This window comes from Catenulispora sp. GP43, assembly GCF_041260665.1.
Classification (GTDB): domain Bacteria; phylum Actinomycetota; class Actinomycetes; order Streptomycetales; family Catenulisporaceae; genus Catenulispora.
This window is the reverse complement of record NZ_JBGCCT010000026.1, coordinates 124,641-150,084: the sequence shown is the minus strand read 5'-3', so window position 1 is coordinate 150,084 and position 25,444 is coordinate 124,641. Positions and strand designations below refer to the sequence as shown.

The following is a 25,444-nucleotide window of genomic DNA, read 5'->3' as shown; positions in this document are numbered from 1 at the left end:
GAGTTCATGCTGGGCTTGGCACCACCAGGCTACGGGTCACATCGGCGGCGGCGCCGTACCCGCGTCCACCGCGAGCGGGACCACGCTGCCCTCCGGCGGATCGCCATAGTGCTTCCAGATCTGGTTCAACTCGTGCTGGTAGTACAGCGACTGCAATCCGGCGCAGAAGACCAGGATCAGCCCGATCACGCCGCTGCAACTACCCGGCAGGCCCGCGGCCCGCTGCATCGCCGCGATCCGCCCGCCGGTCCGGTACACCGAGACGAACGGCGGGACGATGATGATCCACCCGATCGCGATGGCGAGCAGCGCGATGAGCGGACTGACCTCGATCCGCTCGTCGAAGTCCTCGGCCTCCCGGTTGATCTTGTAGTACCAGACCAGGTGGTAGATCCCGAGCGTGATCAGCGGCCAGACGAACCAGACCAGCAGGATGTTGCGGTGTTTGCCGACGCGACCGTTCACCATGGCTCCAGGGACGAATGGGGTGTGACTCCCCGCACTAGTGCCCGGCGCTCGGGGCCGGCAAGCGGTGACTGGGCCGCACGGGTTACGCCGACTGCCTGCCGCAAAGCATTGACGAGGCCGCTGCCGTTTCCTATCGTGTGCGCCGTTCACCTACGTAAAGCTCATTCATGTATGTGAATTCACTCGCACGGCACCCTTCTTGTTCGGGCACCCCACCTCTGCACAGGCACTGGCTCGGAAAGGGAGTTCCGCAATGACCAGGATCACCAGAATCGCCCGGCCCCACCGGGCGCGAGGCAACCCGTCGCGCCGCCACCGTCTCAGGTCCCTCGCCGCCGGGATGCTCGGCGCCGTGCTGACCATCGCCGGGACGAGCCTGGCGCTCGCCGCTCCGGCCTCCGCCGGAAACGCTACCGGCCAGGTCACCGGGTACCAGGGACTGTGCCTGGACGACCGCGGCGCGGTCACCACCAACCTCAATCCCGTGCAGGTCTACTCCTGCAACGGCACCAGTGCGCAGCAATGGAGCGTGGACAGCACCGGCAACACGCTGCAGGTGCTCGGAAAGTGCCTGGACGTGAAGTCCGCCGGTACCGCCAACGGCACGGCCGTCGACCTCTACGACTGCAACGGCACCGGCGCCCAGCAGTGGGTCCCGCAGTCCAATGGCGAGCTGCTGAACCCGAACTCCGGCAAGTGCCTGGACGACACCGGCTACGGCGGATCCGGTACGCAGGCCCAGATATGGAGCTGCACCGGCACCGCGAACCAGCAGTGGACGCTGCCCTCCGGCGGCAGCACCGGCGGCGGCGGGCTGAGCACCTCGGTCGCGCCCGGCGGCAACTTCGACCTGTCGCTGTGGGAGTTGCAGGAGCCGACCGGCTCGCCCGGTTCGCCCACCACGATCCTGCCCGCGCAGCTCGAAGGGCCGAACGGGTATCAGGACTCGTACTTCTACACCGACTCCACCGACGGCGCGATGACGTTCTGGGACCCCGAGAACGGCGTCACCACCCCGAACTCCAACTACTCGCGCTCCGAACTGCGCGAGATGGACTCCAGCGGCGCGGCGGCGAACTGGTTCGCCGCGGGCACCACCAACACCCTCAGCGCGACGCTGAAGGTCACGCAGGTGCCCGACCACGTCTGCGTCGGCCAGATCCACCTCGGCTCCGGCGGCTCGACCAAGCCGCTGCTGGAGCTGTTCTACTACGCCAACGGCGACATCAAGATGGCCATCGAGCAGACCCCGGCCGGCGGCAACGAGGTGCTCTACAAGGTCGGCAACGTGCCGGTGGGCACGCAGTGGAGCTACGTGATCGGCCTGAGCGGCAGCACCATCAGCCTGTCGCTCAACGGCGGCGCGGCCCAGACCTGGACCGCCTCCTCCACGTTCAACGGCTACGGCATGTACTTCAAGGCCGGTGACTACGACCAGAGCTCCGGCAGCGACGACAGCGTCGGCGCCAAGGTCGGGTTCTACGCCTTGGCCATCCACCACGGCTGATCGGCTCCCTGCAACCACATCGCGCCGCCGGGCGCCACGGCGATCGCCGGCACCCGGCGGCGCGGCAGCGACCGGCAGTCGACGTGCACCGGCTCGGCGATCGACCAGCCGTCCGGCGCGAGGCTGCGGCCGCTCACCGGCGGGAACACGTGCAGGGCCACGACATCGCGGTGCCGCGTGGCCCACAGGCACATCCCGAACCGCTCAGCGTGCTCCCCGGTGGAGAAGTACGCGGCCGGGAACAGATAGCCGATGCGGGCGACGCTGTCAGCGCGGACGCGGAAGGCCAGCCGGACCATGTAGCGGGGCTCTTTCATACATGAAGAGACGGCCGAATCCCCGTTTCATGACGCGACTTCCACCAGATCAGCGTTCGCCGGCGGCGTCCTCGTCCCGCGCATCCTCCTCCAAAGCACTCGCCCAGCGTTCGGACCAGCGGACCAGCCCGCGCAGCTCGTCGCGCGCGTCATCGCCGAGCTTCGTGAGCCGGTAGGCCCCGGCGGCGTCGCGCTCGACGAGCAGGCTCTCCTGCAGTTCGGTCAGGCGCTGGTGCAGGACGCTCGACGACATGCCGTCGCACCGCGCCTGCAACGGCCGGAAGCCCAGCGCCTCTTCCCGCAGCTCCCAGATGACGCGCAGCACCCAGCGTCGGCCGAACAAGTCGAGCGCGGCCATCAGCGGACGGCCGCTGGAGGAGCCGCGGACCGGGCGGCCGGGGCGCGGGGCGCCGGAGGGTGCGGCGGTCATGCGGGGTGTCCTTTCGCGGGTGTGCGAGGGGGTGGCGCTTCGGAACCAGAAACACTACTCTCGCCCTCAATGCTTCTAAAATCGAAGCGTTTTCCACGGAACCCCGAAGGGAGCCGACCACCATGGCCGCCCGGATCCCACCGCTTTCACCGCCGTACTCCGACCAGGCCGCCGACCTGTTGCGGCGCATGATGCCCGGCGGCCAAGAGCCGATCGCGTTGTTCCGCACCTATGCCCGCAGCCTCCCGCTCGCCGAGGCGCTCCACGGCTGGGGCGGCCACGTCCTCAGCCGCCGCCTCACCCTCAGCCTGCGCGACCGCGAGATCCTCATCGACCGCACCTGCGCGCGCTGCGGCTGTGAATACGAGTGGGGTGTGCACGTCGCCTACTTCGCCGATCGCGCCGCCCTCACCGACGACCAGATCGCGTCCATCACCGAAGGGGACAGCGCCGATCCCTGCTGGACCGCCGAACGCGACCGCCTGCTCCTCGACGCCGCAGACGCCCTGCACGACGCCAACGACATCGACGACGCACTCTGGTCCCGGCTCGCCGCGGAGTTCACCGACGAGCAGATCCTCGACCTCTTGATGGTCTGCGGCTGGTACCACGCCATCAGCTTCACCGCCCGCGCCGTCAGGCTTCCCCTGGAACCCGGCTCGCCGCGCTTCAGCCGCCTCGCGGGGGTTCGGCGAGCATCCAGTGGCTGAACGCCGCGTAGTGCTCGGCGTAGGAAGGCGCGTCGTCGGCGCTCTCGACGGCGCGCGAGTGCTCGCGGACGCCCTCGTAGCGCACGCGGCGATCCGCGTCGTACTCCTTCAGTGCGGACGCGATGTCGCCGCAGTTATCGGCAAGGGCGCGAGCCAGCACGCCGACATCCTCGACGCCGAGGGTGCCGCTGGCGGCGATGTGCGGCGAGAGGCCGTGCGCGGCGTCGCCGGCCAGCACCACCCGGCGTGAGACGAAGGTGGGAAGCGGGCGGACGAACATGATCTGGTTGTGCAGGATCGCCTCGTCGGGCGTCCCCTCGATCAGCCCGGCCAGGGCCGCGTTCCAGCCGCCCTCGGCCAGGTGCGCGGGCGCGCCAGCGCCTGCTCCTTGGCGGTGCCGGTGACCGGACTGGCGGCTCACTGACGGTCGAATGACTGAGCGGGGCGTGAGACCGGCCCGTGCCGCGCCCCGGTCGCCGGCCATCTGCCGAAACAGCACGAGTCATATGACGGAAGCCAGCTCCACCTGCCGCTTCTTAGCATGATCCACACGTGGGAACCACGACACCTCGCGGTGACAGCGTCAGAAGGGATCATGACCATGAACGGTTCAGGGCTGCGGCCGATAGCCGCGTTGTGGGATTGGCAGGAGTCCGCCGCCTGCAGGGGTGCCGACAGCGCACGGTTCTTCTCGCCTTCTGGCGAGCGCGGGTTCGCCCGGCGCGAGCGGGAACGGCTCGCCCAGGAGTTGTGCGACGCCTGTCCGGTGCGCGAGGAGTGCGCGCGGTTCGCGTTGGCCGTCGGCGAGGAGCACGGCATCTGGGGCGGCACGACGAGCCAGGAGCGCATCGCGCAGCTGCGCCGGCCGCGCGGCGGCCTTTCGCGCGTCGACATCGCGGCGGCCCGTTCCCGGGAGACCACCGCCTCGCGGGCCGAGGCCGCGTGATGAACTCCGAGCCGCATCCGGAGACCGTCGTGCTGATCGGCGGCACCTGTGTCACGACCCTGGACTGGCAGGGCTGGATGTCCCGCTACACCGCGCGCGGATACAGCGTCATCGCCACCGGTGCCCCGCTTCCGCCGTCCGCCGACTGCGTCGGGCCGCGCGACTGGGCGCAGGTCGCGTCGGTCGTCACCTACTACGAGCGGCTCCTGCTGACGGTGCCGCAGCCTCCGGTCTTGATCGGGCACTGCTTCGGCGGGGTGATCGTGCAGTTGCTGCTCGATCGCGGGTACGGCGTGGCAGGCGTCGCCGTCAACCCGCCGCGGATTCCCGAACGGCGAGTGCGTGGGCGGGTCTTCACCGGCGCACGGCCGTCTCGTCGCGCCGATCCTCTGACGATCGACTACCGTTCGTCCTTGCGGGCCCCGCTGCTGTTGGTCGGCAGCGGTGCGGACCGCAGTGTGCCGCCGGACTCGGTGGAGGCGACCGCACGCCGCTACTGGAAGTCGGAGGCGGTCACCAGCTACCTCGAGTACCCCGCCGGCTGTCACCACACGCTGAGCGCTCCCGGCTGGGAGAGCGTCGCCGACGACGTTCTGGACTGGGCCGAGTTGTACGCCGATCCGGGGCGGTTGACGTCTGCGGATCTGTGGAACCGATGACTTGGCTGTCGGTGCTTCCGGGCCCGGTAAGCCTGGTCGGCCCGGTCGGCCCGGTCCTCAGCCCTTGCCCTTCGGACAGCTGAGCAGCGCGACCGCTTCGCTGAACACCGTGTCCTTCCCGGCTGCCATCTCGGCCGGCGGGAACACGGGGATCCGGATCCGCGGCGGGATCCCGGTGATGTCGAAGGTGGGGCCGGTGCGCGAGACCGGATACTCCTCGTTCGGGAGCTCGAACTCCCAGCCGTTGGGCAGAACCCGGTTCAGCGTGTCGGAGAACGAGCCCTGGGTGTTCTCTCCGATGCGGACCGGGGCGGGGGAGCGGCCCGTCAGCGCCTGTGCGAACGTCTCGCCGGCGCTCACCGTCGAGCCGCCGGTCAGCAGCGCGATGGGGCCGCGGTAGACCGGCTTGTCCGACGGGCCGACACGGATCGGCTGCGGGTCGCTGAACACGGCCGGGTCGCCCGGGTCGTCGCGGTGCTTCTTCCAGTAGGCGGTGTACGGCGTGGCGGTCAGGCGCGAGACGACGTCCAGCGCCAGGACGTCGGAGCCGCCGCCGTTGACGCGGTCGTCGATGACCAGGCCGCGCAAGGCGTTCGGCCCTTGGGTCCGGGCCGGGGTGAAGATCGCGTCGAGTGCCTTGGTGAGCTCGGCCTGGTCGGCGGAGAAGCCGCCGCTGTCGTCGGGGCTGGTGTAACCGGCGAACGAGGACAGGCGCAGGTAGCCGATCCCGCCGGGGAGGTCCGCGTAGGCGATGTGGCCGCGCCCCCATTCCTGGAGCGGGGTGGTGAGGTCGTGCGCCTGGATGAAGGCCTTGATCTCGAGGTCGTAGCCGCGGCTCGGATCGATGGTGCCGGGCCGGGACGGCGAGACCGTCGTGGTGCCGTCGCTGAGGGCGGTGTGGGCGTCGTTCAGCGGGGCGAAGGCCTGGGTGAGGATCTGGAAGAGCTGGGCGTCGGTCGTGGTCGGGGTGATCTCGGCCCGCAGACGGTTCCCGGTGGCCTGCCAGTCGATGCCGCGCGCGGCGAAGAACGGATAGTTCTCCTGGTAGGTCTGCCAGAAGACGTCGAAGACGGTGCGCGGATCGGTGGGAGTCGGCTGCGAGCACCGGGCGGGGAGCGTGGGCAGGCGCGTGAGGTGCCGGGTGCCCACCGACTCCTGGATCGTCATCGCGAGCGCCCGCGCGTGCCGCTCGGGGCGGAGGGTGAACTGCGTGGTCCCCACTGCGAAAGTCGTATCCCCGTCAGGCCCGCTCGCCCCGACCTGGTCTCCGGTGAAGTCCGGCAGACAGCTGATGGCGGTGGTCTCGTAGGACGCGACGGTGCCGCCCTCGACGTCCAGGACCGTGCCGTAGCCGTCCATCCGCCACACGCCGTCGAGCGGGGACCGTCCTGCCCCGGCTTCGGCGCCGGTCGCGGCCGCGGCCGTCACCAGCGCCGCGGCGACGGTGACGGCACCGGCCCGGCAGAGCGTCCTTCGGCGCGGCGTGCGTCGTGTGCTGGTTCGGTTCATGCTGTCAGCGTGCTGCGCCGGAGCGGGCCCGGACATCGGCCGTCAGTTCTCTGTGCCGCTCATCCTTCGGGATGACGCCACGGCGCCCGGACCCTCACACCTTCTGAGGGCCCGGGCGCCGACGGCTTTGGTTCTGCTTCGCCGGCCAGCGCGGACGGCGGGGGTGACTACCAGCGCGAGACGACGGCGCCGGTGGTCGGGTTCAGGATGACCTTGTTGCGCACGTCGCGGTCCCAGAAGTTGAACATGCTGTCGATCGAGCCGGCGGTGCGGTCGAAGGACCCGTTGCCCACCTGGCCCAGGCACCAGTTGTTCTCGACGAACTGCAGGATCGAGGCCTGGGAGATCTGGTTGTGGCTGATGTAGTTCTGCTTGCTGAAGGGCGAGATCACCAGGAACGGCTGGCGCGGGCCGACGCCGCAGCGGTCCGCCTGGCCGGCGGCCGGGGTGGCCGCGGTGCAGGCCGGGGAGGCGTCGAGCGCGGTGTTCGAGCCGCTGACGACCTTGCCGGACTGGTGGTCGTACCAGCCGTCGGAGTCGTCGTACGCGACGATGATCGCCGTGTCCTTCCAGTCCGCGGACTTCTGGATCGCGTTGATCTCGGTCGCGATGAAGTTCTGCTCGTCCAGCGGGTCGGAGTAGCCGGCGTGGCCGTCCTGGTACTCCGCCGCCTTCAGGAAGCTGACCGCCGGCAGGTTGCCGGTGTTCAGCGCGGTGGTGAAGTTCGACAGGTCGTACTGGTGGTTCGCCTGGTCGCTCTTGCCGATCATCGACGGCTTCGACGGCGGCAGGTGGTGCGGGTTCGCCGTCGACTTGTAGTACTCGAACGGGTTGTGGTGCGGCGAGTAGTCGGAGGAGGAGTTGCCGCCGATGTTGGTGTGCGTGGCGCCGCACTGCGCGTAGCCGGTCGCCGAGGCGCTCGCGGCGGTGGTCGGCGCGAAGCCGCCCTGGAACCAGCCCCAGGTCACGTTCTTCTTGTTGAGCAGGTCGCCGACGTTCTGGCCGGACAGCGCGGCCAGCGGCGAGGTCGACGCGTGGCCGTTGTCCGAGCAGTCGTCGTACGCCGGGTCGGCGTCGGTGTACAGCGTGCCGACGCCGGAGGCGTTCGGGGCGCCGATGAACGAGGCGGTGACCGGCTGGCCGGTGGTGGAGTTCACCGCGGTGGCGCCGTAGGTCTGGCCCGAGATCAGGTTGAGCGCGCCGGGGGTCGACGGGCCGAACACGTCGCTGTAGGCGTTGTCGCTCATCGCGTAGTTCTGAGCGTAGTTCCACAGGCCGGTGACGGTGTTGCCGTCGTAGTAGTCCATGACCAGGCCGGGGGCGCCGTACAGGATCGGCTGACCGGTGCAGGTGGCTACGTTGGTGCTCTGGACGTAGGCGTCGTTCTTGCCGTTGTCCGAGGCCTTCTGCTCGGCCGTGTAGCCGTGGTTCTGGTCACAGGTCAGCGCCTGGCTCGGGGACAGCCGCTGCGGGTTGTACTGGTTCGGGTTCGCCGTCAGCAGCGACGGGGTCAGCCCGTTGGACTTCGGCGTGTCCTTCTTCGCCGTGAACTGCGTGCCCTGGCCGTTGTTCGCGGCCTTCGGGTAGGTGCCGAAGTAGTGGTCGTAGGAGACGTTCTCGTCGAACAGCACGACCACGTGCTTGATCGGCGTGCTGGTGCGGTTGTCGCCGCTCCCGTCGTGGCCGTGGTGCCAGTTGTAGCCGGACGCGAAGGCGCTCGGGGTGGCGACAAGACCGAGCACCGCGGCGGCGGCCGTGGGCAGGACCCACTTCCGGCGGATCAGTCGTTTCATGCTCTGCGACATCGGATTCTCTTCCTTAGAGACGGCCTTGCCTGTTTCCGGGGACAGTCTCGACAACCGCAGTGAACTCGCTGGGAATCTGATGAGAATTCTGTGACACGAGACCTGCGAATCTTCAGGTCAGAAGCGTCGAGGCGAAGAAGTCCGAACCGGGCGAAACACCGGGGAGCACCAGGAAGTACCCACCGCCGAACGGCGATATGTAATCGTCCAGCGGCTCTCCGCTCAGGCGGTTCTGCACCGTCTCGAACTGCCGCCGGATGTCCTGCTGGTAACACGTGAAGACCAGGCCCATGTCGAGGTTCCCGTTCGGGTCCACGCCGCGGTCGTAGTTGTAGCCGCGGCGCAGGATCCGCGAGGCGTCGGTGGCCGCGGTGCGCGGGTTGGCCAGGCGGATGTGACTGGTCAGCGGGATCGTCTCGCCGGTGGCGTCGTTGGAGTAGTCCGGGGCGTCGGTCTCGACGTGCCCGGACAGCGGGGCCCCGCTGCCGCGCCGCCGCCCGAACATGTTCTCCTGCTCGCCGAGCGAGACCCGGTCCCAGAACTCGGTCAGCATCCGGATCAGGCGCACGCTCAGATACGTCCCGCCGACCGCCCACGCCGGGTTCTTCGCCGGATCCACCCACACCAGCCGGCTCATCTGCGCCGGGTCGGCGACGTCGGGGTTGGCGGTGCCGTCCATGAAGCCGAAGTGGTTGCGCGGCGTCCCCGAAGGCCGGGGCGGACTGACGAAACCGTCGATGCGCCACCGGATCTGCGCGGCGCCGCGGACGCCGCGCATGATGTCGCGCAGCGCGTGCAGCACGGTGTCGCTGTGGTCCGCGGACAGCTGCAGGCTCAGGTCGCCGTGGCACTGCGCCTGGTCGAGGTCGTCGTTCGGGAAGACCGGCATCGGGAACAGCCCGGCGGGCTTGCGCGCGGACAGCCCGAAGCGGTCGTCGAACAATGAGGCGCCGACGCCGAGCGTCACGGTGAGGTTGTCGGCGGCCACCTCCGGCCCGAGCGTGCCGGAGTCGGTGGGCGGTCCGGCGACGCCGGCCTGGTCCGGCAGCCCGCCGGCGGTGAGGAACGAGGCCCGCGCGGTCAGCGTGCGGAACAGCTCGGTGAGCCCGGTTTTGTCGGTCGCGGTGACGTCCAGCGCCAGCATGATCGTCGCCGGCGAGGCCGGCCGCAGCACCGCGGCCTGGTGCGGCCCGCGGAAGGAGGGCGGCGCGGCCGGAGCGCCGTCGGGCACGGCGGCGGCCGAGGCGGTGTCGCGGGTCAGCGCGACGCCGGTCCCGGCGGTGGCGGCGGCTGCGGCCGCACCGCCGATGCCGGCGGCGCGGAGCAGGGATCGGCGGCCGATCGGGGCGGTCATCGGATGCTCCCTGGTGAGATCTGGTTCAGGCCGGACGTTTCGTCGTGGGGGACGGGCTCGGACATCACGGCCGTCACGACTTGTCCAGCCGCGGCTCGCAGATCGTCGCCACCGGCGCCAGCAGCTCCACCGCGCCGCCCGCCGCCGAGTTCAGCGCCTCCCGCTGCGCCGTCGTCAGCTGCGCCGGCGGTGTCCACGAGCCGTCGGCCCGGTGCTGCGCCTCGGTCAGGGTGCGCAGGCGGGTCAGCGCCGCGTCGATGCGCGGCAGGTCCGGGTCGCGCGGCGTGAGCAGCGGCCGCAGGATGCCCAGCAGCGCCTGCGTGCCGTCGATGTTCGCCTCGACCGTGGCCAGCGTCGTGCCGCTGCCCTGGTCGCTCTGGCCCGACAGCTCGAACCGGACCGCGTCCTCGAGGATCTCGTGCGTCCGCAGCCCCAGTTGCAGCGGGTCGATCTGCGCGGTCGGGAACTGGGCCGCCAGCTTGTCCACCGAGCTCGCCAGGTCGGCGGCCGGCCCGGTCAGCTGCGCGGCGCTCTGGCCGTGCCAGAGTCCGTACTCGAGGCGGTGGAAGCCGCCGAACCCGGAGTCGCCGACACCGCCCGGCAGGTCGTCCGGCAGTCCGTCGATCGCGTCGCCGAGGTCGCCGAAGGCGTCGTACGCGCCGCCGAGCCGCTCGTACTGCTGGTGCGCCGGCAGCCAGTCGGCGCGGGCGGCGTCCAGGTTCCCGGCGGCGAGGTCGGCCTGGAGCTTGCCGACCAGCGGCTTCAGCGTGCCCAGCCCGCCCTCGACATAGGCCTGGTACTGCTTCACCGGCCCTGTGAGGTCCTCGCGCGAGACCGGCAGCACCCCCGGGGTCACGGTCCCGGCCATCGCCGCCGACGCGCTGCCGGTGACGTGGACGGCCGGCCCCGTGACCGGGTCGGCGTCGGCCGGCCAGCAGCGCAGGGCGTAGGTGCCGGCGCCGAGCACCACCGGCATCTGGTCGGTGGTCCCGGCGGCCAGCCCGACGAGTTCGCCGTAGATCGCGCCGCTGCCCGGATCGACCAGGTACACCTCGGTGGTCTCGATCCCGGTGTTGGCGATGAGCAGGTTCTGCTTGCCCGGCTTGGCCGAGGTCCAGTCGGCGCCGCAGTCGTAGGCGTCGACGGTCAGCGCGTCGGACGGCAGCCCGGCGGCGTACTCCGGCTTGGCCGGCGCGTGGTGCAGGGCCGTGCCGGCGATCGCGGCGGACGCCACCACGACGGCGGTGAGCGGCAGGACGACCTTCGGCGAAGCCAGTCTGGGCAGGATCTTGGACAAGGGGAGCCCCATCATGGCGAGCGTCCGGAACGGGTTCGCCGCTGAGCTTAGGGCATCCTTAGTTGGTCGGGACCTGCTCGAACGCGGAATTCATCGGCCCTTCGCCGAGTGTTGGCCCGGGGCCGGCCCGCCCGCGCCGGACCTCAGTCGCGGACGCTCACCACGACCTTCCCGCCCCGCGCGCCCGACTCCACCGCGGCGTGCGCGGCGGCGACCTCGGCCAGCGGGTAGACCTTCTCGTCCAGCCGCGGCCGCAGCAGCCCCTGGTCGACCAGCTCGCCCACGGCCGCCAGGATCTCCCCGTGGTGCTCCCGGCCGTGCCCGGTGAGCATCGGCAGCAGCGTGAAGACGCCGGAGTACGTGGCACCGCGGAACGACAACGGCGCGAGGCTGTGCGATCCCCAACCCAGAGCGCTGACGACGTGCCCGGTGTACGTGCGCACCGCGGCGAACGAGGCGTCCAGCGTCGCCCCGCCGACGGTGTCGAAGACGATGTCGAAGCCCTCACCGCCGGTGTGCTCCGCCACATACGCCTCGACGTCGCCCACCGTGTAGTCGATCGGCGTGGCCCCGAACCCGCGGATGACGTCGAGACTGGCGCCGGAACCGGTCGCGTACACCTCGGCACCCCGGGCCCGCGCCAGCTGCACCGCGACATGCCCGATCCCGCCGGCGCCGCCATGGACCAGCACCTTGTGCCCCGGCTGGACGCCGGCGCGGTCCACCAGCCCCTCCCACGCGGTGATCGCCACCAGCGGCAGCGCGGCCGCCTCACGCATATCGATGCTGCGCGGCTTGCGGGCGAGCAGGCGCGCGTCGACCGCGGCGAACTCGGCGAGCGAGCCCTGCAGATCGCCGACGCCGCCGGTGAGCCCGTACACCTCGTCGCCCGGTGCGAAGCCGCTCACCCCGGGACCGACCTGTTCGACCACCCCGGCCAGGTCCAGGCCGAGCACCGCGGGCAGCGCGGTCCGCGCGTGCGCGGCCCGGCCCGCACGGATCTTGGTGTCCAACGGGTTCACCCCGCTGGCCTCCACCCGCACCAGGACCTCGCCGGCGCCGGCCTGCGGCACCTCCTGCTCGGTCAGGACCAGCGCGCTGCCGAACTCCTGGAGAACCATCGCCCGCATCATGGCGTCCCGCCTTCCGAAGATCTGTCCATAGGGACCTTCGCGGTGAACAGCGCAGGGTCCCGCCATGTTCCCGCCTTGATCCCACCCGCCACGGAAGACGGCTGGACGGGCCCCATCGGACCCGTCCAGCCTCAGGCGGTGCTTACGTGCTCACGCTGCTCACGGATAACTGGTCACGTCCACCGCGGACGTGTTCGACGGCGTCGGACCGCCGACCCCGTTGATCACGTTCTCGATCGCGCCGGCGTTGGTGATCGAGACGGTCACCAGGTCGTGCCAGCTCGCCCCGGACGCCGCCGACGTGAACGCGTTGTCCGACACCACGCTGTTGTTGGTGCTGAAGAAGCAGTACACGCCGAGCCCGTACCCCTGGAAGCCGGTAGCAGAGCCGGACACCGCGAACGACGGGTAGCCGCGCGCCGAGCCGTCCATCCACGAGCCCTGATCCGGCACGTCGTAGGGCATCTCGCTCTGGTAGAAGTAGTCCTTCCCGCCGCTGCCGTTCCACTGCACCTGGACCGCCTGATAGTGCTCGACGGCCAGGCCGTACATCGCGACGTTCGCGCCGTTGACCACCAGGCCGTTGGCGGCCGTGTTGGTGGTCCAGCCGACCGTGCCGTCGTTGCCGTGGTCGGCGCGCCACAGCCACAGGTCGTCGCCGATCACGTCGGCGCTGTTGACGACCAGCGTCTGCGTGGCCGAGCCGACCGTCGCGCCGCCGATGCGGGCGAACACGTCGGACAGCACGGTCGGGTCGCTCGCGTGGCTCGCGCTCGACCCGGACGGGCCGATCTGTACGAGCGTCTGCGAGTTGGTCGTGCCGGCGTCGAAGATGAGGCCGCCGATCCGGATGCCGTTGACGTCCGCCGTGGACAGGATCGTGCTGCCGCCGTTGGAGACCAGCGTGGCCAGGCCCAGTCCGAGCACCACGGTGTCCGGACGGGTCACGTTGATCGTGCCGTTGATCTGGTAGATGCCCGGGGTGAACAGCAGGTTCTGGCCGTTGGCGAGCGCGGCGTTGATGGTCGCCACGCTGTCGCCGGGCTTGGCGATGTAGAAGGAGCTGATCGGCAGCGAGCTGCCCGGCGTGTTCCCGTTGCTCCAGCTGGTGCCGGACCGGTTGGCCTGGTTCCCGGGGACGAACACGTTGTAGGTGCCGGAGCCGTCGACGTACAGATACGGCTTCTCCGAGATGGTCGGCGTGGTCCCGACCGAGGTGTCCGGCGGGTTCGGGAAGCTGGTGCCCGGCACGCCGGTGGAACCGGTGAAGACCATGTTCCAGTTCGCGCCGGTCCAGCTGCCGAACTGGTCGTTGCGCAGCATGTACTGCTGCTGGCTGCCGGAGTCCACCTGGCCGGTGACCACCGAGTCGCCGATGAAGCCGCCGGAGGAGTAGCCGTTGAGCGACAGCGCCAGCGAGCCGTTGATGTCCATCCGCCGCAGCGGGGTGGCCTGCGAGGTGGCCCACACCGTGCTGCCGGAGGAGGGGGAGCTGGTCAGGTTCTCCGCGTCGCGCCAGAAGTTGATGGTCGCGTTGCCGCCGTTCCAGTTCGCGTCCGCGTGGACGCCGCCTCCGGTGATCGTGGTCTGCGTCGGGGACTGCCCGAGGCCGAGCACCTGGGTGTAGAAGCCGACCGGCACGTCCGCGTTGTACGTGCCCGGCTTGAACAGGATGGCGTAGCGGTTCGTGCCCATCTCGCTGCTCTGCTGCGAGTCGTAAACGGTGTTGATCTCGTTCTGGATCGTCGAGGACGACATCGACGGGTCCATGACCAGCACGTTGGGGCCGAAGTCGGGCGTGCCGCCGCAGGAGGTCCCGCAGCCGCCGGTCGGCACCACGAGGTTGAACGCCTGCGCGCCGGTGCCGTCGCAGGTGTTCTGGTCCAGCTGCACGCCGGCGGCCGTCGAGGCGCCGGGGGTGTCGACGCACAGGCCGGAGTTGTCGGCCACGAAGGTGTAGTCGCCGTTGGACTGCTGGTGCGCCGCGAACAGTTCGTTCGTGTTGCTGACGCCGCCGTACTGCCAGGTCTGCAACAAGGCGCCGGCCGCGGTGGCCGTCACCCCGCCGGTGATGTTCCAGCTCTCCCCGCCGGCCTGGGCGTTCTGGTTGAGCACCTCGTACTCGCCGGTCGCGACCGGGACGAACTGCCACAGCTGGCTCGACGCGCCGGTGCACGCCGTCTGCTGCACGGCGGTGCCGTCCGCGGTGCCGCCTCCCGCGGCGCTCGCGCACAGGCCCGAGGTCTGGTTCACGACCTCGTACCAGGCCGAGGTGTCGATGCCGGTCGACGCGGCGGCGAAGGCGAGGCTGTTGATGTTCCAGCCGCCGTTGTCCTGATCGACGGTCAGGGTCTGCTGCCCGGCGGGAAGCGTGACGGTGGCCGAGACCGTCGTCCAGGTCTGCCAGCCGCCGGTCGCCGGCACGTTCACCGAGCCCGACAGGTTCGTCCCGGAGGAGTTGGCGATGTGCAGGCTGTCGGTCACGCCGTTCGGCGAGGCGAGCCTGAGGCTCACCGTGTAGGTCCCGGCCGCCGCGACGTTCACGGTGTAGTCGAACCATTGTCCGGACGCGGTCCAGCCGACGTCGTATCCGCCACCGGTGTCGGTGGTGGTTTCGAGGTCGATGCCGTCGGAGCGGTAGCTGTTGGCTGATCCGTTGGTACTGGCGACGTTGTACGCGACGCCCTGACCGCCGGTGTCGTAGTTCTCGGCCTGGACCGTCCCGGGGACCGCGGCCGCTGTTCCGCCGTAAGGGCTCCCGCCCGCGGCGTGGGCGACGGAGGGCGGGCCGGCCAAGGCCAAGGCCAAGGCCGACACGACCGCCAGGCCGAGCATCAGTCTCGTGATGCGGAAGCGTCCCATTTTCTCCAGCCTCGTCAGGGTTCGGAGGGACTTAATTCACGTCGTGATTGAACTCGCGATCCGCATCCGCGTCAAGCAGCGGGGAGTGATCCATCGGAGTTGGGTGAAACGGCGGCTCGAAGACCGACCCAGAGTCTTGACTTACACCCATAGTCAGACGAAACATGTGCGCAACACCAGCCCGACATCAAAAGCCTGATCCGATGGAGGTGTCCGTTGCTCTTCCCACCAAGACTCCGACGTGGAACGCGGCTGATAGCCGCGTTCCTGATCGCGATGGCCATAGCCGTCGCCGTACCGGTCTTCAGCGCAACCTCGACGAAAGCCGCGGCGGCCACGGCTGCGCCGTGCGACATCTACGCGTCGGGCAACACGCCCTGCCAGGCCGCGTACAGCACCACGCGGGCCATGTTCGCCTCCTACAACGGCCCGCTCTACCAAATCCAGCGCGCGTCGGACAACGGCACCCTGAACATCGGCCTGGAGTCCGCCGGCGGCGTGGCGAACTCGGCGCCGCAGGTGTCGTTCTGCTCCGGGACGACCTGCACCATCACGCTGCTGTACGACCAGACCCCCAACGCCAACAACCTGCCGATATCCCCGGGCAAGTCGTGCTCCGGCTGCTCGAACGGCCTCGGCGGCCCCGGCCCGAACGGTTCGGACGTCGGCGCGGACGCCATGGCGCTGCCGGTGACCGTCGGCGGCCAGCCGGCGTACGGCGTCCTGGTCAACACCGTCGGCACCGGGTATCGCGACAACGCCGCGAAGAACGTGCCCACCGGCTCGCAGCCCGAGGGCGAGTACATGCTGACCTCGTCCAACCTGACGAGCGGCAGCTGCTGCTTCGACTTCGGCTCGGCCGAGACCAACGACAGCGACGACGGCAACGCGACCATGAACGCGATCTACTACGGAACCGCCTGCTGGACCGGGGGCTGCACCGGCACGGGGCCGTGGGTCGGCGGTGACCTGGAGAACGGCATGTACTTCAGCGACGCCGGCCCGAACCCGTCGAGCATCCCGAGCGAGACCGGCTCGTTCGTGACCGCGTGGGAGAAGAACAACGGCACGACGAACTTCACGCTCAAATACGGCAGCGGACAATCCGGCGGACTGACACAGGCCTATTCCGGAGCACTGCCCAACGGCTACAACCCGATGAAGGTGCAGCCGTCCATCGAACTGGGCACCGGCGGGGACAACAGCGACCTGGGCAAGGGTGAGTTCTTCGAGGGCGCGGTCACCGCCGGGTTCCCCTCGGACGCGACCGAGAACGCGGTGCAGGCCAACGTCACCGCGGCCGGCTACGCCAACAACAGCACGACGTTCACCACCAGCGCCTCCGTGGTCAGCCTCAAGGCGCACGCCAACGGCCACTACGTCGACGCGCCCAACAGCACCACCTCGCTGATCGCCGACGCCGCCTCGATCGGCAAGTCCGAGGAGTTCGAGATGGTCGCCGGCACCGACGGCACGGTGAACCTGAAGTCCCTGTCCGACGGCGACTGGGTCACCGCCGAGAACGACGGAGCCGCACCGCTGATCGCCAACCGGGGCGGCGTCGGCAACTGGGAGGTGTTCGGTCTGATCCACAACCCGGACGGGAGCGTGAGTCTGCGCTCCTTCACCGACCAGGACATCGTGACGGCTGACAACGCCGGCGCGTCGCCGCTGATCGCGAACCGCACCGCGATCGGGCCCTGGGAGGAGTTCGACCTCGTCCAGGACACCGTCCCGGTCAGCCTGCGCGCGCACGCGAACAACGACATCGTGACCGCCGACAACGCGGGCGCCTCGCCGCTGATCGCCAACCGCACCGCGGTCGGGCCCTGGGAGACCTTCGACCTGATCCCCAACACGGACGGCAGTGTGAGCCTGCGCGCGCACGCGAACAACGACATCGTGACGGCTGACAGCGCCGGCGCGTCGCCGCTGATCGCGAACCGCACCGCGATCGGGCCGTGGGAGGAGTTCAACCTCATCGCCAACGGCATCGGGAGCGTCAGCCTGCGCGCGCATGCGAACAACGACATCGTGACCGCGCCCAACGGTGGCGCGTCGCCGCTGATCGCCAGTCAGACGTCGATCAGCTCGGCGGAGCAGTTCGACCTCGTCTTCGACTGACCCCATACCCCGCTTCACCACCGCCTCACCAGCGCACCGCCCCCTGCCACTCTCACCGGCCGGGGGCGGTGCGCCGTGTCAGCGGCCGTGTCAGGACGGGGTCAGGGCCGCGTCAGCGCGTGGGCCGACATTGGAGGTGTGAGAGCGGGCCGGACGGGCCCGCCGAGGTGAGAAACCAAGGAGCACATCATGCAGAACTTCGCCACTCCCAGCCCGGTCTTCGTCAGCCTGGACATCCCGGCCGGCAGCGTCCGTCTGATCGCCACCGAGCGCACCGACACCCGGGTCGAGGTCCTGCCCGCCGACGCCTCGAAGCGGCGCGACGTGAAGGCCGTCCAGCAGACCGGTATCGAGTTCCGCGACGGCGTGCTGAGCATCACCACCGCCGAGGCCAACCGGGTGCTGGGCAGCTCCGGCGCCCTGCGGGTGACCATCGAACTGCCGGCCGGTTCGCGCATCGAGGGCAAGGCCGGCGCCGCGGAACTGCACTCCACCGGCCGGCTGGGCGAGGTGGCCTTCGAAGGCGGCTACCGCAGCGTCAGCGTGGAAGAGGCCGCGAGCGCACACCTGAAGGTGCACGCCGGCGACGTCTCCATCGCCCGGCTGTCCGGCCCGGCGCAGATCCGCAACGGCAAGGGCGACATCACGATCGCCGAGGCTCACGCCGGCCGGGTCGAGCTGCGCACCGACATGGGCAACCTGTCGGTCACCGCCGCCCGCGGCGTGTCCGGGATCCTGGACGCGGGTACCGCCCACGGCCGGATCGCCAACACCCTGCGGAACTCCGAAGGTGCCGCCGCGGGCCTGACCATCAAGGCCACCACCTCCCACGGCGACATCACCGCCGCCGGCCGCTGAAGCGCCGGCCGGATGGTCAGTCGTTCAGAACCGCATCCGACGCCACCGGTTCCGCTGCTCCCTCACCCGAGTAGAACAGCGGAATCCGGTACAGCGCCGGGGGATCGCCGGGCAGTCCGAGTTCGCGCCAGCGCCGCTGGATCGCGACTCGGACCAGCCGGCGTGCGCGGAACAGCAGGAAGAGCGCCAGCGGTACCTCGACGAACGCCGCCGAGGCCAGGCTCTCCCACACGTCGGGGGTTCCCCAGTCCAGGACTATGTCGAACCAGGCGTCGCACAACAGCAGCGTCGCCGTGAACACCGCCAGCAGCACCACGATCTGCCGGCCCAGCATCGCCGCCACGACCGTCCCGGTCAGGGCCAGCAGCAGCAGGATGTCGAAGCCGACCCACGCGGCGGACCAGGCTTTCGAGCGGTACCCGGTCGGCATCGAGAAGGCCAGGTAGACGATCCAGGCGCCCAGGCCCGCGCAACAGGCCACGAGCACGGCCAGGAAGCGTGCGCGCAAGCGCTTCACGCGCTCCGGCTGGGTGCTCAGTTCGCGGGCCGCGTCAAGGATCGACCCGGATTGGATAGGAGCTTTCACCGCTGTGTCCATGTCGGTCTCCCCCAAGGCCCGGCCGTGGCGGTGGTGTCACGGCCGGGCGGTTTCCTTACTGCTACCGCTCCATCAGGTACTACTGCTCCATCAATCAGTGTGCGAAGACCGGGACCGCGTCCTCAACGGTGTCCGTGCGCTCCGTACCGCTGCCGTCGGCGCTGCGACCGCCGCCGGTCTGCGTCTGCGTCTGTGGGCGGGCGTTGATCAGCACGCCGGCCACGAGTGCGGCCGCCGTCAGCAGCCCGGCGGCGAGCCAGTACGCCACCGTGAAGCCGTGGACCATGGCCGAGAGCTTCAGCTGCGCGCCGCCGGCCGCGGAGTGCACGCCCGCGACGTGGCTCTTGGCGTAGTTCGCGGTCGCGCTGTTGGCGATCGTGCTCAGCAGCGAGGTGCCGATCGCGCCGCCGACCTGCTGCGAGGTGCTGACCATCGCCGAGGCGACGCCGGCGTCCTGCGGCCGCACGCCGTGGGTCGCCAGGTTCATGGCCGGCATGAACACCAGGCCCATCCCGAAGCCGAGCATCAGCAGCGCGGGCAGGACGTGGGTGGTGTACGAGCCGCCGACCGAGATCTGGGTCAGGATCAGCATCGCCGCGGCGGCGGTCAGGGCGCCGGGGACCATCAGGCGCCGGGTCGGCACCTTCGGCAGCAGCCGGACGGCCACCTGCGTCGCGCCGATCATCATGCCCACGACCATCGGCAGGAACGCCAGGCCGCTCTTGAGCGGGCTGTAGCCCAGCACGACCTGCAGGTAGTAGGTCAGGAACAGGAACGCGCCGAACATCGCGACCACGGCCAGGCCGATGGTCAGGTACGCGCCGCCGCGGTTGCGGTCGGTCACGACCCGCAGCGGCAGCAGCGGGGCGGACACCCGGGTCTGGGAGAAGACGAACGCGGCGACTAGCACCACCGAGGCGATGATGAAGCCGAGCGTGGTCGTCGAGCTCCAGCCGTCGGACTCGGCCTTGTTGAAGCCGTAGACCAGCGAGGCCAGGCCCGCGCCGGCCAGCACGATGCCCAGGACGTCCAGGCGGTTGTGGTTGCGGGTGCCCTCGGGCTCCTTGATCTCGAAGATCGCGCCGAACACGGCGACCACCGCGAACAGGACGTTGACGTAGAGCGTCCAGCGCCAGTTCGCGTACTCGGTCAGCAGGCCGCCCAGCAGCAGGCCGACCGCCGCGCCGCCGCCGGAGATGGCGCCGTAGATGCCGAAGGCCTTGGCGCGCTCCTTGGGCTGGGTGAAGGTCACGGTCAGCAGCGACAGCGCTGCCGGGGCGAGTATCGCGCCGAAGGCGCCCTGCAGCGCCCGGGCGCCGAGCAGCATGCTGGTGTTGACGGCCGCGCCGCCGATCGCCGAGGCGCCGGCGAAGCCGATCAGGCCGATGAGGAAGGCGCGGCGCCGCCCCCAGCGGTCGGCGATGCGCCCGCCGAACAGCAGCAGGCCGCCGAACGCCAGGGCGTAGGCGGTGACCACCCACTGCCGGTTGGCGTCGGAGATACCCAGGTCGCGCTGAGCGGAGGGCAGGGCGATGTTCACGATGGTGCCGTCGAGGACGACCATCAGCTGGGCCAGGGCGATGAAGGCCAGAGCCCGCCACCGCCTCGGGTCGAGGTTTTGCGTTATCGACTCGGTCATGACGAGAAGGTCCTTGTCTGGGCGGGGCTCTGGGTGTGGCTCTGGTTCGGGGTCTGGGTGGTGAGCGGCAGCACGATCTGGTCGATCACCGTCTGGACGAAGTCCGGGGCCGGCGCTCTGCCGGTCATGATCATCCGGTGGAAGACCATGGACGGCACGATGTCGGACAGCAGCTCGTAGTTCGGCAGCGGCGCGATCTCGCCGCGTTCGACGGCCTGGTCGAAGACGGCGCGGAACACCGCCTTGCGGGGCGCGATGAAGTGCTCGGCGAACACCTCGCGGAGCTTGGCGTCCCGGACCAGGCCCGAGACCAGGCCGGCCTGGACGTCGGTGCGGAAGGCGGCGTCCTCGGTGTCGTGGAAGTGGCAGGTGAGCTCGACGAGGTCGCCGCGCAGCGTGCCGGTGTCCGGCAGCTCGGGCTGGGCCTTCATCCGGCCGACGGCGTCGACGACCAGCTCGGGCTTGCCGGCCCAGCGGCGGTAGCACGTCGCCTTGCCGGCCCCGGCGCGCGCGGCGACGGCGTCGATCGTCAGGCGGTCGTAGCCGACCTCAGCCAGCAGCTCCAGAGCCGCCTGGCACAGGGCGTCGTCGCGGGAGGCGTCACGCTTGCGGCCGGGGGCGGGGCCGGGCTGGGTCGCCTGGCTGGTCTGCGTCATCGGGGCTCACCCACTCCATGCTGAACGAGTTTGTATCGATACGAGGTCGTCTCGGAACTCCATCGTATCGAAACGATGCCGTTTCGCAAAGTGGGAACCGGGCGGCCGGACGCGGGCCTGGTCAGCGGCCGATGGCACGGTCGATCGGCACACCACCCGGGGTGTGCGGGTCATCAGGCCGTCAGGCCGCCGTCCTACCTGTCGGCGCCCTTCTGAAGCAGCCCGGCCAACTGCGACCGCTGGCGCACACCTAGCTTGTGGAGCACCTGCTCCACGTAGTCGTCCACCGCCCGCGGCGCGATCCCCAGCGCCTCCGAGATCTGGCCGTTCGTCGCACCCTCCGCCGCCAGCCGCATGACGCGCCGCTCCTGCGTCGCCAGCCGCGCGCCGGACAGCTCCGCCGGCAGAAGCAGCAGGTCCAGCTCGGTCTCGGCCTCCTCCAGCCACGAATCGGCGCCCATCGTGGTGAAGGCCGAGGCCGCCGCCGTCAGCAGACGTCCGGCCGGGGTCGGATCGCCGTCCTCGCGCAGGAAACGGCCGTAGGCGAGGTGGGTGCGCGCCTGCTCGAAGGCGTCGACCGAGTCTGCGTGCGCGGCCAGCGCCCGGTCGAACCAGGGCGCCGCTTCCGCCGGCGGCAGGACCTGTGCCTGGCAGCGGTAGACGACCGCCAGCGTGGCCGGCAGGCCTCCGGTCTCGGCGCGGGGGAGTTCCTCGGCGATCTCGTCGCGGGCCTGATCGGCGGCGCCGAGGCGGATCAGGGCCTCGATGTAGTCGCCGAAGGTCGGCATGAACAGGCTGTGCTCGACCACGCCGCCGGCGAGCAGGCGCTCGCGGACGCCGGCCAGCACCGACACCGCCTCCCGGTGCCGGGCCTGCGCCAGGTCCGCCGAGCCCACGGCGGTATTCGCGATGTCGCGGTAGAAGGTGGCGCCGGTGGCCTCGGTCAGCTGCTCGGTCGCGGTGGCCAGGTCGCGGGCGCGGGTGAAGTTGCCGCGCAGCGCCGCCAGCCGGGCGGCCAGGCCCACGGCGAGCGGGGCGACCTGGCGCTGCCCGAGTTCGCCGCCGAGGCGCCGGGACTCCTCGACCGCCTTGTGCGCGGCGGCGAAATCGCCCTTGCGGATGGACAGCAGGACCTGCGGGATCAGCAGCAGCGGCAGGTGTTCCTCGGCGCCGGCCTGGCGCAGCAGGCGCGCGGTGCGGCTGATGTACTCCCCGGCCTTGCCGGTCATCCCCAGCCAGATCAGCACCATGCCGGTGACCCCGACGGTCTCGAAGCTCTGGCGCCAGGGGTCGGCCTCGCGGAACGCCGGGAAGTAGTCGGCCATCACCCGGGCCGACTCGGGGGCGCGTCCCATGCTGACCAGGCCGAAGGCGTTGATGGTGCGGGCGGCGGCCGCGCCGGTGCCGGTGCACGAGGGCGTCAGGGCCACACCCTTGGCGCTGAGCCGCAGCGTGTCGTGCAGGCGGGTCGCGGTGATCGCGGTGGCCGCCGCCGCGCCGAGGTAGGACGCGGCCAGATCGGGGTCGTGCGCGGCCACCTCGTCGGCGTCGGCCTCGAACAACTCCAGCACTTCCTGCGCGCCGGCCCGGGCCAGCGTGATCTGGTGCAGGACCCGGTTGGCAGCGTTGGCCACGGCGGGCGAGCGCGAGTACCGCAGCGCGTCGCGGGCCAGGATCTGCGCGGCCTCCACGTCGCCGGAGACCTGGGCGCACTCGGCGGCGCCGATCGACATCAAGGCCCCGATCTCCGGCTCGGCGCTGAGCTCCCGGGTCCGCAGATACGCCCGCCGGGCCGCGGCCAGGGCGCCGCGGGAGCGGGCCGCGTCGGCGGCCTCGGCCAGGAGCCCGGCCGCCTCCTCGTCGCCGGGCAGCGCCGCCGCGGCCGCATGCCAGGCGCGCTGGTCGGCCAGGAACGTCCCGCCCACGTCGCCGCCGTTGTCGGCCAGCCAGTCGGCGAAGGCCTGGTGCACCAGCCGCCGCTCGGCCGGCGGGTAGTGCTGGTAGGCGGCCGAGCGGAACACCGGGTGCCGCATCTGCCAGCGGTCGCCGTCCTCCCACACCAGGCGCTCCATCCGGGCCAGGTCCAGGTCGAACGCCGACAGCCCGAGCCGGGCCATGGCGCCGGCGGTCTCGGCCAGCCCGCCGGTGTAGCTGGTCGCCACCACCATCAGGGCCCTGGTGCAGCGCTCCGGCAGCCGCTTCAGGCGGGTGGCGAAGGCGTGCTCCAGGCGCGGTCCGGACGGCACGACCTGGCCGTCGTCGGGGTCCAGCCGGCCGCTGAGCGCCGCGTCGGCCAACTCCAGCAGCGCCAGCGGGTTGCCCTGCGCGGCCCGGTGGATGTGCTCGGCCATCCGCGGCCCGACCCGCCGCGCCGCCTCGGCGCCGATCAGTACCTCGGCCGCGGCCCGGTCCAGCGGCGAGAGCTCGATCGAGGGCGCGTCCAGGCCGTCGAAGACGCTCGGCTCGCCGTTGCGCAGGGTGATGAGCACGGTGGTCGCCGCGTCCCCGAGCCGCCGCGCCGCGAACGCCAGCGCGTAGGCCGAGGCCTCGTCGGCCCAGTGCCCGTCGTCCAGGGCGATGAGGACCGGCTGGTGCGCCGCCACGTTCTGCAGCAGCACGGTCAGCGCCCGCCCGACGGCGAACGTGCTGCTGCCCGCGCCGCTGCCGGCCGCCGCCCCGATCGCGGTCTGCAACGCCTCCCGCAGCAGCTCCGGCAGCTCCGCGATCTCGGCGCCCAACGGCCGGCACAGATCAGCCAGCACGCTGTACCCGATCTCGGCCTCGGTCTCGAAACCGCGGGCCTGCAACACCAGCATCCGCTCGGCGGCGCGCTCGACCGTCCACGCCAACAGCACGCTCTTGCCGATGCCGGGATCGCCCCGCAGCAGCAGGATCTCGCCGCTGCCGGAGCACGCCCGGTCCAACGACTCCTCGGTCCGTGCGGACTCCCGATCGCGTCCTAAAAGCACGGCTAGTGCCCTCCCAGCGCCCGCCACCCATACCCTGGCAAATCAGGATGCTCCCCAGCGTGGCACTGCCGTGCCGGGGCTGCCGGGCTTCTAACGAACTCATGTCCGCACAGGCCCGATGGGGCCGTTCCAGGCGCCGGGTAGTCCTCACAAAGTCCTCTTCGCGCCGCATCGTCCGGCCGCTTCCCTCCCCCTCAGGCGAGAAGCGGCCGGACGGGCCGGCTACCGCAGGTCGACGGTCTCGCCGTCGCTCCTCGACCCGTCGCGGGTGAGCGCCATGGCCGCCGGCGCGTCGGTGAAGGTGGCGATCGCGCTCAGCGCCGCGTCACGCTGCTCGAGGCTGTCCCAGTGCCAGGCGTCGGTGTAGGTGCCGTCGTCGAGCCGGACCAGCCGGACCTCCGACAGGCCGGTGTGCGAGGCCCGGATCGTGGCGATGAGCGAGGCGCGGTGCTCCAGGAACTCGTCGAGGTCGTCCGGAGCGACGGAGTAGGAGTGCGTTCTGATGAAGGTCATCGCTGGATCCCCGGCTACCAGGCGCCGGCGATCTGGCGGGTGGTGACGTTGAGCCGGTTGAACAGGTTGGTGACCGCGATCATCAGGATCAGCGCGGCCAGGCCCTTGTCGTCGAAGTGGCTGCTGGCGGCGTCCCACACGTCGTCGGACACGGCGTCCGGCCGGTCGGCCAGCCGGGTGGCGGCCTCGGCCAGGGCCAGCGCGGCGCGCTCGGCGTCGGTGAAGTACGGCGTCTCGCGCCAGGCGCCGGCCAGGCCGATGCGCTCGTCGGACTCGCCGAGCTTCCGCAGGCTCTTGACCCCGGCGTCCACGCACGGGCCGCAGCCGTTGATCTGGCTGGCGCGCAGGTGGACCAGTTCCAGGGTGGCGTCCGGGACTCCGCCGGAGTGGATCGCCTTGAACAGGTCCATGATCGGCTGCATCGCGCCGTCGAGGACGTTCGCCGGGTTGGTCATACGGGGTTCCACGGGTTCCCTCTTTCTCGGTGTGTGGTTCTCAGTGGTCGGAGACGGCTTCGGAGCCGCCTCCGGACGGGTCGTCGTGCCGGACCAGGGGCCAGTCGATGCCGATCCGGCCGGCCAGGGCCAGGTAGTTGCCGAAGACGTCGAGCGCCACATGCGCGATGACCTCGACGAACTCGGCGCAGGACAGCACGGCCCGGGCCGCGTCGACTTCCTCGTCGGTGAGCGCGCCCCGCCGCCGCAGCAGTGCCCCGGCCAGATCGAGCACCCGGGCGGTCCGCTCGTCGGCGGCCTGCCCGGCCCGGGCCCGGTCGACGTCCTCGGCGGTGAGGCCGGCGAGCCGTTCGCCCACATAGGCGTGGACCGACAGGCAGTAGTCGCACCGGTTCTCCTGCGCGACCAGCAGCGCGAGCTGCTCGCGGGTCGCCGCCGACAGCCCGCCGTCCCGCAGCGCGCCGACGAACGCCAGGTACCCGCGCAGCGCGGCCGGACTGTTCGCCAGAGCCTTGACGAAGTTCGGCGTGATCCCGAACGTCCGCTGCGCCTCGGCCAGCAGTTCGGCGGCGACCCCGGTCGCGACCTCCGGTTCGATCTGGGGGAGTGCTGTCATGCGAGAACACTCGCCGGTG

The 25,444-nt window shown here is 70.8% G+C and carries 23 protein-coding genes; 6 read left to right on the top strand and 17 right to left on the bottom strand.

Annotation, left to right across the window (positions count from 1 at the left end; genetic code table 11):
• Positions 1 to 36: 36 nt before the first annotated feature.
• The gene (locus ABH926_RS39055; RefSeq protein ID WP_370371060.1) at positions 37 to 468 is read right to left on the bottom strand and encodes a DUF4234 domain-containing protein; all 432 of its coding nucleotides are present in this window, start codon (positions 466 to 468) and stop codon (positions 37 to 39) included.
• A 253-nt stretch (positions 469 to 721) separates the two neighbouring features.
• Here ABH926_RS39055 and ABH926_RS39050 point away from each other — a divergent pair, with 253 nt between their 5' ends.
• On the top strand, positions 722 to 1,975 hold the full coding sequence (locus ABH926_RS39050) for a polysaccharide lyase family 7 protein (protein WP_370371058.1): 1,254 nt from the start codon (positions 722 to 724) through the stop codon (positions 1,973 to 1,975).
• Here ABH926_RS39050 and ABH926_RS39045 read toward each other — a convergent pair.
• Together ABH926_RS39045 and ABH926_RS39040 are read right to left on the bottom strand one after the other, a co-directional pair.
• Complete coding sequence (locus tag ABH926_RS39045) at positions 1,948 to 2,292, bottom strand: hypothetical protein (protein WP_370371057.1); 345 nt, start codon at positions 2,290 to 2,292, stop codon at positions 1,948 to 1,950. The genes ABH926_RS39050 and ABH926_RS39045 overlap by 28 nt on opposite strands.
• A 49-nt stretch (positions 2,293 to 2,341) precedes the next feature.
• A complete protein-coding gene (locus ABH926_RS39040) occupies positions 2,342 to 2,722 on the bottom strand; it encodes a winged helix-turn-helix transcriptional regulator (RefSeq protein ID WP_370371055.1) in 381 nt (126 codons plus the stop codon).
• Positions 2,723 to 2,844: 122 nt separating this feature from the next.
• On the opposite strand from ABH926_RS39040, the gene ABH926_RS39035 reads away from it, so the two are divergent.
• Positions 2,845 to 3,432, top strand: coding sequence for a carboxymuconolactone decarboxylase family protein (locus tag ABH926_RS39035; RefSeq protein WP_370371053.1), 588 nt, complete (start codon positions 2,845 to 2,847; stop codon positions 3,430 to 3,432).
• Here ABH926_RS39035 and ABH926_RS39030 read toward each other — a convergent pair.
• The gene (locus tag ABH926_RS39030; RefSeq protein ID WP_370371052.1) at positions 3,392 to 3,853 is read right to left on the bottom strand and encodes an FAD-dependent monooxygenase; all 462 of its coding nucleotides are present in this window, start codon (positions 3,851 to 3,853) and stop codon (positions 3,392 to 3,394) included. The two genes, ABH926_RS39035 and ABH926_RS39030, sit on opposite strands and share 41 nt — an antisense overlap.
• A gap of 174 nt (positions 3,854 to 4,027) precedes the next feature.
• On the opposite strand from ABH926_RS39030, the gene ABH926_RS39025 reads away from it, so the two are divergent.
• Together ABH926_RS39025 and ABH926_RS39020 are read left to right on the top strand one after the other, a co-directional pair.
• Positions 4,028 to 4,378 (top strand): WhiB family transcriptional regulator, encoded by a 351-nt coding sequence (locus tag ABH926_RS39025; RefSeq protein WP_370371050.1) that lies wholly within the window; start codon positions 4,028 to 4,030, stop codon positions 4,376 to 4,378.
• Positions 4,378 to 5,037, top strand: a complete 660-nt coding sequence (locus ABH926_RS39020; protein WP_370371048.1) for an alpha/beta hydrolase — start codon at positions 4,378 to 4,380, stop codon at positions 5,035 to 5,037. The genes ABH926_RS39025 and ABH926_RS39020 overlap by 1 nt, the downstream gene beginning before the upstream one ends.
• Positions 5,038 to 5,094: 57 nt before the next feature.
• Here ABH926_RS39020 and ABH926_RS39015 read toward each other — a convergent pair whose 3' ends face one another.
• The 6 genes from ABH926_RS39015 to ABH926_RS38990 all read right to left on the bottom strand — a co-directional run bounded on the left by ABH926_RS39015 (position 5,095) and on the right by ABH926_RS38990 (position 14,997).
• Positions 5,095 to 6,546, bottom strand: coding sequence for a S41 family peptidase (locus tag ABH926_RS39015; protein ID WP_370371046.1), 1,452 nt, complete (start codon positions 6,544 to 6,546; stop codon positions 5,095 to 5,097).
• 167 nt (positions 6,547 to 6,713) lie between these two features.
• Entirely contained in the window at positions 6,714 to 8,351 is a 1,638-nt protein-coding gene (locus ABH926_RS39010) for a phospholipase C (RefSeq protein ID WP_370371045.1), read from the bottom strand.
• A 112-nt stretch (positions 8,352 to 8,463) separates the two neighbouring features.
• A complete protein-coding gene (efeB, locus tag ABH926_RS39005; protein ID WP_370371043.1) occupies positions 8,464 to 9,705 on the bottom strand; it encodes an iron uptake transporter deferrochelatase/peroxidase subunit in 1,242 nt (413 codons plus the stop codon).
• Between the two features lie 73 nt (positions 9,706 to 9,778).
• Positions 9,779 to 11,002 (bottom strand): EfeM/EfeO family lipoprotein, encoded by a 1,224-nt coding sequence (locus tag ABH926_RS39000; protein WP_370371041.1) that lies wholly within the window; start codon positions 11,000 to 11,002, stop codon positions 9,779 to 9,781.
• A gap of 143 nt (positions 11,003 to 11,145) precedes the next feature.
• Positions 11,146 to 12,132: a zinc-dependent alcohol dehydrogenase family protein gene (locus ABH926_RS38995; RefSeq protein WP_370371088.1), complete on the bottom strand. Its 987-nt coding sequence runs from the start codon at positions 12,130 to 12,132 to the stop codon at positions 11,146 to 11,148.
• A gap of 162 nt (positions 12,133 to 12,294) precedes the next feature.
• Positions 12,295 to 14,997: a carbohydrate-binding protein gene (locus ABH926_RS38990; protein ID WP_370371039.1), complete on the bottom strand. Its 2,703-nt coding sequence runs from the start codon at positions 14,995 to 14,997 to the stop codon at positions 12,295 to 12,297.
• Positions 14,998 to 15,273: 276 nt separating this feature from the next.
• On the opposite strand from ABH926_RS38990, the gene ABH926_RS38985 reads away from it, so the two are divergent.
• Together ABH926_RS38985 and ABH926_RS38980 are read left to right on the top strand one after the other, a co-directional pair.
• A complete protein-coding gene (locus tag ABH926_RS38985; RefSeq protein ID WP_370371038.1) occupies positions 15,274 to 17,121 on the top strand; it encodes an arabinofuranosidase catalytic domain-containing protein in 1,848 nt (615 codons plus the stop codon).
• A gap of 189 nt (positions 17,122 to 17,310) precedes the next feature.
• Complete coding sequence (locus ABH926_RS38980) at positions 17,311 to 17,979, top strand: DUF4097 family beta strand repeat-containing protein (protein WP_370371036.1); 669 nt, start codon at positions 17,311 to 17,313, stop codon at positions 17,977 to 17,979.
• A gap of 16 nt (positions 17,980 to 17,995) precedes the next feature.
• On the opposite strand, the gene ABH926_RS38975 is transcribed toward ABH926_RS38980, so the two are convergent.
• The 7 genes from ABH926_RS38975 to ABH926_RS38945 form a co-directional block, all read right to left on the bottom strand.
• Complete coding sequence (locus ABH926_RS38975) at positions 17,996 to 18,577, bottom strand: hypothetical protein (protein ID WP_370371034.1); 582 nt, start codon at positions 18,575 to 18,577, stop codon at positions 17,996 to 17,998.
• A gap of 94 nt (positions 18,578 to 18,671) precedes the next feature.
• Positions 18,672 to 20,216, bottom strand: a complete 1,545-nt coding sequence (locus ABH926_RS38970) for an MFS transporter (RefSeq protein WP_370371033.1) — start codon at positions 20,214 to 20,216, stop codon at positions 18,672 to 18,674.
• Positions 20,213 to 20,872, bottom strand: coding sequence for a TetR/AcrR family transcriptional regulator (locus ABH926_RS38965; protein WP_370371031.1), 660 nt, complete (start codon positions 20,870 to 20,872; stop codon positions 20,213 to 20,215). Before ABH926_RS38965 ends, ABH926_RS38970 begins: the two co-directional genes overlap by 4 nt.
• 194 nt (positions 20,873 to 21,066) lie before the next feature.
• Positions 21,067 to 23,841, bottom strand: a complete 2,775-nt coding sequence (locus ABH926_RS38960; RefSeq protein WP_370371029.1) for an AAA family ATPase — start codon at positions 23,839 to 23,841, stop codon at positions 21,067 to 21,069.
• A gap of 222 nt (positions 23,842 to 24,063) precedes the next feature.
• A complete protein-coding gene (locus ABH926_RS38955) occupies positions 24,064 to 24,354 on the bottom strand; it encodes a hypothetical protein (RefSeq protein WP_370371027.1) in 291 nt (96 codons plus the stop codon).
• Between the two features lie 14 nt (positions 24,355 to 24,368).
• Positions 24,369 to 24,821 carry a carboxymuconolactone decarboxylase family protein gene (locus ABH926_RS38950; protein WP_370371025.1) on the bottom strand — a complete coding sequence of 151 codons (453 nt, stop codon included), beginning with the start codon at positions 24,819 to 24,821 and terminating at the stop codon, positions 24,369 to 24,371.
• Positions 24,822 to 24,849: 28 nt separating this feature from the next.
• Positions 24,850 to 25,425 (bottom strand): carboxymuconolactone decarboxylase family protein, encoded by a 576-nt coding sequence (locus ABH926_RS38945; RefSeq protein ID WP_370371024.1) that lies wholly within the window; start codon positions 25,423 to 25,425, stop codon positions 24,850 to 24,852.
• Positions 25,426 to 25,444: the final 19 nt, after the last annotated feature.